The organism is Bacillus benzoevorans (genome assembly GCF_014207535.1).
GTDB lineage: Bacteria > Bacillota > Bacilli > Bacillales > Cytobacillaceae > Bacillus_BD > Bacillus_BD benzoevorans.
In genome coordinates, this window is record NZ_JACHGK010000013.1 from 146,798 (window position 1) to 154,177 (window position 7,380).

Annotated in this window: 7 protein-coding genes and 1 rRNA gene; all 8 read left to right on the forward strand. The window is 39.9% G+C overall.

Annotated elements, in window-relative coordinates:
• Window positions 1–117 precede the first annotated feature (117 nt).
• Window positions 118–858 (forward strand): YveK family protein, encoded by a 741-nt coding sequence (locus HNR53_RS16995; protein WP_184528187.1) that lies wholly within the window; start codon window positions 118–120, stop codon window positions 856–858.
• The gene (locus tag HNR53_RS17000; protein ID WP_184528189.1) at window positions 851–1,546 is read left to right on the forward strand and encodes a CpsD/CapB family tyrosine-protein kinase; all 696 of its coding nucleotides are present in this window, start codon (window positions 851–853) and stop codon (window positions 1,544–1,546) included. Before HNR53_RS16995 ends, HNR53_RS17000 begins: the two co-directional genes overlap by 8 nt.
• A gap of 93 nt (window positions 1,547–1,639) precedes the next feature.
• Window positions 1,640–2,395, forward strand: coding sequence for a sugar transferase (locus HNR53_RS17005; RefSeq protein WP_184528192.1), 756 nt, complete (start codon window positions 1,640–1,642; stop codon window positions 2,393–2,395).
• 51 nt (window positions 2,396–2,446) lie between these two features.
• Window positions 2,447–3,562: a glycosyltransferase gene (locus tag HNR53_RS17010; protein ID WP_184528194.1), complete on the forward strand. Its 1,116-nt coding sequence runs from the start codon at window positions 2,447–2,449 to the stop codon at window positions 3,560–3,562.
• Window positions 3,563–3,655: 93 nt separating this feature from the next.
• Window positions 3,656–4,885, forward strand: a complete 1,230-nt coding sequence (locus HNR53_RS17015; RefSeq protein WP_246439645.1) for an O-antigen ligase family protein — start codon at window positions 3,656–3,658, stop codon at window positions 4,883–4,885.
• A 28-nt stretch (window positions 4,886–4,913) separates the two neighbouring features.
• On the forward strand, window positions 4,914–5,933 hold the full coding sequence (locus HNR53_RS17020) for a glycosyltransferase (protein ID WP_184528198.1): 1,020 nt from the start codon (window positions 4,914–4,916) through the stop codon (window positions 5,931–5,933).
• A gap of 171 nt (window positions 5,934–6,104) precedes the next feature.
• Window positions 6,105–6,776, forward strand: coding sequence for a peptidylprolyl isomerase (locus tag HNR53_RS17025; RefSeq protein ID WP_184528200.1), 672 nt, complete (start codon window positions 6,105–6,107; stop codon window positions 6,774–6,776).
• 506 nt (window positions 6,777–7,282) lie between these two features.
• Window positions 7,283–7,380 (forward strand): 16S ribosomal RNA (locus HNR53_RS17030); the annotation flags it as partial.

The following is a 7,380-nucleotide window of genomic DNA, read 5'->3' on the forward strand; positions in this document are numbered from 1 at the left end:
TTTTTCGCTTAGGTTGTTCGTTATATGGAATGTAAGGTGCTTATAAAACAAACTAATTAAATGTTCAGCAGCAGCGTTTTGGTCATCGTGTATTGAATGTTACTTTTGGAGGGTGTTATGGATTATTCAATTGATTTTCGAGCACTATTTGATAGGTTGCGGAAAAAGTGGTTATTCATTGTATCTATCGTCATGTTTGCGATGGGACTTAGCGCAGTGGTTAGTTTCTATTTTATCACCCCCATTTATCAGGCATCTACGCAAATCCTGGTTAGCCGGGCAGCAGCCGATTCCCAACCGTCACAAAAAGACGTGGAGTTTAATAAAGATGGAGATTACGTAGAGACCTATAGTGTCATCATGAAAAGTCCCTATATCTTAAATCAAGTCATTGACGAACTAGATTTGCATACGACTTTTAAGGAATTGAACAAAACGATCACGATCACGCAAGAAGGGGAATCCCACGTTGTGACAGTCAATGTGGAACATGAGGAAGTTTCCCAAGCAGAGAAAATAGCGAATGAAATCGCCCATGTTTTCCAAAGAGAAGTTCCCCAATTGATAGGAATTAAAAATGTTACGATTTTATCGACGGCAGAGGAGCAGCGAAATCCTTTCCCGGTGAAACCGAATCACATTCTTAATATAGCTGGAGGACTAGTCGCTGGATTAGTTCTTAGTGTAGGGAGCATCCTGCTATTACATTACTTTGATCACACCATTAAAACAGAGCAGGATGTCGAAGGGATCTTAGGCGCCGTCATTTTAGGCACTGTTGGGGATATGGAGGATGAAGGACCCGATAGTAAGTTGGTTCAATCCCGGCAGATAGAAAGGAGACAGCTAAATGTTTAAGAAAAAAGGAAAGACTTCTTTGCTGCGTTATCTGATTGCCGAGCATAAACCACAATCGCCTATTTCAGAACAATATCGCACGATTCGGACGAATATTGATTTTTCATCCCTTGATCAGGAAATCCGTTCCATGGTGATTACTTCTTCCGAAGCGGGAGAAGGGAAATCGACAACGGCAGCCAATCTTGCGGTTGTTTTTGCCCAAGCAGGGAAAAAAGTGCTTCTGGTTGATTCAGATTTACGAAAGCCAACGATTCATCACACCTTTCAAGTCGATAATAGCTATGGTTTAAGCAACATCATCTTAAAACAACGAACCATGGCAGAAGCCATACAGGAAACAAAAGTGGATGGTCTTTCTGTTCTGACCTGTGGTCCCGTTCCGCCAAACCCATCAGAAATGCTTGCCTCTAAGGGGATGAAGGAGTTTTTGACAGAAGCCCGTCAGCATTTTGAGATGGTTATTTTGGACGCACCGCCGTTACTCGCGGTAACAGATGCACAAATATTAGCGAATAAATGTGATGGGACCGTTCTTGTTCTTCGTTCAGGAAAGACCGAAAAAGAGCACGCCCTTAAAGCAATGGCCTTGCTTGAAGCGGCAAAAGGGAAATTACTCGGGGTTGTGCTGAATAAAAAGAAAGAAAAACATAAGCATTATGATTCATACTACGGAGGAAATCATTAGGGCTTATCCAGTTTAAAACTTAACAAGAATTCTGAAGCGGGATGACAGAGACTGATGGATAGATTCATTCCAAATAGAGAAAGGAAAGGTTAGATGGTCTTAAAAAAATGGCATGAACTGCCACCGGACATGCGCAATGAGCAAGTAAGACCTTATTATGCTGCTTTGCGGAAAAGAAGATGGAGTCTTCTCGGCAAAAGACTTTTTGATGTGGCGGTCTCGATTGGTCTGCTATCCATTCTTTCACCTGCAGTGCTCGCCATCTCTATCTGGATTAAATGGGATTCGAAAGGACCGGTATTTTTTCGCCAAGTCAGAGTCACCCAGTATGGCAAGAAGTTCAAAATTTTCAAATTCCGTACTATGGTCAAGGATGCAGAAAAAATGGGAAGTCAAGTCACCACCAAGAACGATACCCGAGTTACGAAGGCTGGTGCCTTTCTGAGAAAGTACCGCATGGATGAGCTTCCGCAGCTTCTGAATATTCTCCGCGGCGACATGACCTTAGTGGGAACGAGACCGGAGGTGGAGAAATATGTTGCGTGTTACAGTGAGGAGATGATGGCGACGCTTTTGCTGCCGGCGGGGGTCACGTCTGAGGCCAGTATTTTGTATAAAGATGAAGAGGTTTTGTTAGCGAAAGCAGCCGATGTGGACCAAACGTATATGGAGACCATTCTTCCTCGGAAAATGAAGTTGAATCTCCTTAGTCTAAAGAAATTTAGCTTTTTCGGTGAGATAAAGATCCTTGCCCATACTGGTTTGGCTGTTTTTTTTCGAAAAAGAAAAGCACAGATTTCAACAATCGATTGGATTGTCAAAGAAAAAACTCATGAGGAAAATATGTGATGGGGCATGACGAAATGGGTGTCTATTAATCTGAAGGAAACGAGGATACTTATGAGAATATTATTCTTATCCGCAGCCAGTAATATTCATACGGTCCGCTGGGTCAATGCACTGGCGGGAAGAGGGCATGACGTTCATTTAGCTTATAATGCTGACCATGTACCTGCGATGGATCAGATAAATAAGGAAGTTCAGCTTCATCAACTAAAGTATTCCGGATTATTAGGGTACTATCTGAATGCCGTTCAGCTCGCCCGCCTGTGTAAAAAAATAAATCCAGATGTGATTAATTGCCACTATGCAAGCGGTTATGGCACTTTGTCGAGAATGGCAAAATTAAAACCGTTGATTTTATCCGTATGGGGCAGTGATGTATATGATTTCCCTTACGAAGGAAAATGGAAAATGAGAATATTGCAGAAAAATATCTGTTATGCAAATAAAATAGCCTCTACCAGTTATTCAATGGCCAAGCAGGTTGAAAAGGTCATGGAGAGAAATATGAATATTACGATCACGCCTTTTGGTGTGGATACAAATCTGTTTAAGCCGGTGGATATACAAAAAGAACCATTTGTCTTTGGGACTGTAAAAACCCTGTCAGAAAAGTATGGAATAGAGTATATCATTCGGGGGTTTAAGATTTTACTAGATAGGATAGAAGAGGAAGGCTTTCGTGATTGTCCGGTTCTTGAGATCTATGGAAAGGGAGATTTGGAGGAAGAGCTGATAAACCTCTGCAAAGAGTTAAATCTTGCCGATAAGGTTTTCTTTAAGGGGTATATTCCAAATAATGAAGTTCCTCAGGCGATCAATCGCATGGATGTTTTTTGTGTAGGAAGTGTCAATGAAAGTGAAAGCTTTGGGGTAGCGGCGGTTGAGGCTATGGCTTGTGAAGTGCCGGTAATAGCCACTGATGTAAGTGGTTTTAAAGAAGTCATGATTCATGGAGAGACAGGTTATCTTGTCCCGAAAAAAAATGCGGCAGCCATTGGCGAAAAAATGTACGAATTAATGCTAGATGAGAAGTTAAGAAAGAGATTTGGCAGAAATGGCAGGAAAAGAGTTTTGGAATGTTATGCTTGGAAGCAAAATGTTACGTTAATGGAAGAATTATATCATACGATGTGGACAGATCGGAAAATGAGCAATAAATATGCAAATTAAAGAGTATCTACCAATCTAATGGTTCTGTTTTAAGGTTAATTTTCAGAATACTTAAATATATTTAATGATTGAAGGGCTGTTTTGATAGTGTCTATGCAAAAAATCGAATATTATGCTCCCGGCGATAAACAAAAAGTGACTTTAAGTATGCTAACAGTACCTGTTTTTATTTCGCTTGTTCTCATGAGTTCAATAAGTAATGTGAACCTAGCGGCGATCGATGCCATCGGAACATTCTTTCTTCTTTGTTTATTAACCATTTCCAATCTCTTGGTGCTCTTTTTCTTTTTAAAGGAACGAATGCTCCCGATCGTATATGCAAATATGATATTCTTCGGACTGTGCTTTACGCTAATCGGGTTCATCGGGTTGTACAATCATGCAAATGCTAGAAGTTTTATCACTCTATATCAATTTGTTTCAGTCATGAACTTTACCCTGTATATGTCATCCTTTAAGTGGGATTTTTATAAGCTGAAGGGGATCAGCAACTTAAGTATGATTTATATTTTATGTACTGTTTTTATTTGGGCGGCCTCTGGTTTTCCAATACCCTTTTCCAGTATTTTTTCTAATGCGAATATTTTAGCGCCCTATCTTTTGTACCTGCTGTTTTTTCCGATTTGTATGATTTTGTATAAGAAACAGAACATCATGCTTTATTTGATCCTGGTTTCAGGCGTATTATTGTGCGTGGCTACTAGTGCTCGGACCATTCTGTTATCTTTATTAAGTATCGTTCTGACCTATCTATTGTGGCATTCCATTACCCGGAGCAAAACCATTTTCTATAGTTTTTTCTTTTTTATTATCATGATCATTCTTGCGGTGACATTTATTTATCCGAACCTCTCTGAATGGGACCACTATCGGGATTTGGAACGATTGGTATGGGAGTATACAGGTAAAAATATTTTTTCCGGCCGGGAAGTGGTATGGTCCCATTTAATTTCCCTCATCAGCCAGCAGCCATTTTTTGGATACGGTACAGGTACTTTAGTCAGCGATATTTCAAATAAGACGATATCGGCCCACAACTTATACCTGCAGATTTCACTTCAAGGCGGTTATATCGGTTTGTCTGTATTTATATTATTGTTATTTAGCATTTGGAAAATCTTCTGGTACGGCCAGGAGGACAGAATCGTGCGATTATCAGCAGCCTATCTAATTGCTACGTTAATACATCAATTATTTGAAGTTTCCTTCATTCAAAATCAACTATCTATCGGACTTCTGCAATGGTTAATTATAGCGGTCGGGATTAGCCGTATCTATAATAAGATAGAACATGGCGAGAGTTTCATAGAGCAGAAGAAATAAGATTATCCAAGCTTTAATGAGGTGTGGTATGGACCATTTAATTAGTATTATTGTGCCCGTTTACAATGCAGAAAGCTATTTAAAAAAATGTCTCGAAAGTATAGTAAGGCAAACTTATAGAAATTTAGAAATTATTCTTATTGATGATGGTTCAGAAGACAACTCACCCCATATATGTGATGAATATGCAATGGCGGATGATCGAGTAAAGGTCCTTCATAAGGAAAATGCGGGACCGGGAGCGGCAAGAAGAGATGGCGTCCATTACGCATCTGGAGAATATATTGCTTTTGTTGATGCGGATGATTTCATTGAGCAAAATATGTACCAAACTTTAATAGAAAGAGCAGTAGCAGACGACATTGATATTATTCAATGCGGTTATCGCAAGGTAAAAACCACTGGAGAAACTATTGAAATATTTGCGATGAGGGAGACTCATATAAATGGATCGTATCATTGTGCTGCATATTATGCAGCGCAAAGAAACGTAACCAATTACTTATGTAATAAGATGATGAAATCCAAACTATTTGCAGGGATTGAATTTCCCGGCCTTTATGTCGGTGAAGATGCCTGTATTCTGACACAGCTTTATGCGTCAGCGGAAAAAATAACGACGATAGAAGAACCGCTTTATAATTATGTCATGACACCGGATAGCTTATGCCGCACACCTTTTTCCGTGAAGAAGCTGGATAATGTGGCAGCTGGTAAGTTTATGTTTGAATTCTACGAAAAGAGATTCCCAAATTTAAGGAACTTTTCAGCCCTCCATATTTGTTCCTATGCTGCCCAATATTATTGTGAATTGTCAAATCTGGAATTCGAAGCGAAAGATGAGCTGAAAGACAGATTAGTTAAGGTCTTTCAGCTATATTATCCATTATCCAAGAAGAGCCATGAAAAAAGGCAAACATCAAAATCAAGAATTCTATTCATAGAACTTTTTCATTTCAACCGCCTATTGTGTTCGTTTATTTTCAAAACACGGGGACGGTTCTCACGCTTCCCTAAAAATTCCCAACGTGACCTTACAAACAGATAGTTCGGGCTGCAAAAGGTGACAGCGTACATTCCCGTTTCGTCTAATGATACATTTATACTTTTCGGCAGCTTGCTGCAACCGCTCTGTGTGCTATTGTAATAAAAAGGAATGTAAGGCTATAATAGTCTCGATCTTTAATGTCACAAATACATAGAGAGGGTTGATGAGGAAATGTTCTTTCGGCATAAAGTATTATATGTAATCACTGCCATGATCGCGGCAGCCATTATTTTAGCCGGCTGTGGAAGCGGGGCAAAAAATGGACAAACGGAGAATACCGTATTAGAATCTGGGAAAAAATCGGATTATTCATCATCTGTCAAAGAAAAGCCAATCGTGACAATTACGATGCAAAACGATGAAAAAATCGTCCTTGAATTGGATCCGGCTGCAGCTCCTAATACGGTGGCAAATTTTATTTCATTAATTAAAAGTGGTTTTTACGATGGTCTCACTTTCCATCGGGTTATTCCTGGTTTTATGATCCAAGGCGGGGATCCCGCAGGAGACGGTTCAGGCGGACCGGGATATACTATTGCAGGTGAATTTACCACAAACGGTTTTGAAAATAATATGAAACACGACCGCGGCGTCATTTCTATGGCGCGGACACAGGATCCGAATTCCGCTGGATCGCAATTTTTCATCATGGTGGCGGAGGCTCCGCATCTTGATGGAGAATATGCTGCTTTTGGAAAAGTAATCGAGGGGATGGAGACCGTGGATGCCATTGTTTCTGTTGAGCGGGATAGCGCAGACAAGCCATTAGAAGCTCAGACCATGAAGAAGGTAGAAGTGGACACGAAGGGGTTTGACTATCCGGAGCCGGAAAAGCAACAATAGGACTGAATAGATAAGAAAGAAGGAGACAGTTTTCGTGTCTCCTTCTTTCTTAATTAATATGAAAAAACAAAACACGGCTTTTTGAGATGCAGCGACCGCACCTCGTTACTTCAGGGACGAGTAGTTCGAAAACATAGTTTCTAAATTTAATACTATAAAAGTGTTGCTTTCTATCCAGGATGATGATATTATTAATCCCGTTGCTCCTTTCGAGTAGTCAGGAGCGGCATTTAGTACTTTAGTATTTGAAAAGAATACGAATTTTAAGAAGAAAAAACTTTTAAAAAGAAGTTGACTTCTGAAAATGAAAAGAGTATAGTAATAAATGTTGCTGCTGCGAGAGCGATAAGATAATATTTCGCAACAGTTGACTTCAGCGAAAAGAAATGATAGTATGATATTCGCTGCTGATGATAAATCAGCTCATTGTTCTTTGAAAACTAAACAAAGCAGAAACGTCAACGTAAGTTTTATTTTTGTAACAAAACATGAGCAAATCAAACACTTTTTTGGAGAGTTTGATCCTGGCTCAGGACGAACGCTGGCGGCGTGCCTAATACATGCAAGTCGAGCGGACTTTTGGGAGCTTGCTCCCAAAAGTTAG

Excerpts from the sequence above, each read along its gene's own strand:
- HNR53_RS17020 (WP_184528198.1), top strand. The coding sequence starts at position 4,914 with ATGGACCATTTAATTAGTATTATTGTGCCCGTTTACAATGCAGAAAGC.
- HNR53_RS17000 (WP_184528189.1), top strand. The coding sequence starts at position 851 with ATGTTTAAGAAAAAAGGAAAGACTTCTTTGCTGCGTTATCTGATTGCC.
- HNR53_RS17015 (WP_246439645.1), top strand. The coding sequence starts at position 3,656 with ATGCAAAAAATCGAATATTATGCTCCCGGCGATAAACAAAAAGTGACT.
- HNR53_RS17010 (WP_184528194.1), top strand. The coding sequence starts at position 2,447 with ATGAGAATATTATTCTTATCCGCAGCCAGTAATATTCATACGGTCCGC.
- HNR53_RS17005 (WP_184528192.1), top strand. The coding sequence starts at position 1,640 with ATGGTCTTAAAAAAATGGCATGAACTGCCACCGGACATGCGCAATGAG.
- HNR53_RS17025 (WP_184528200.1), top strand. The coding sequence starts at position 6,105 with ATGTTCTTTCGGCATAAAGTATTATATGTAATCACTGCCATGATCGCG.
- HNR53_RS16995 (WP_184528187.1), top strand. The coding sequence starts at position 118 with ATGGATTATTCAATTGATTTTCGAGCACTATTTGATAGGTTGCGGAAA.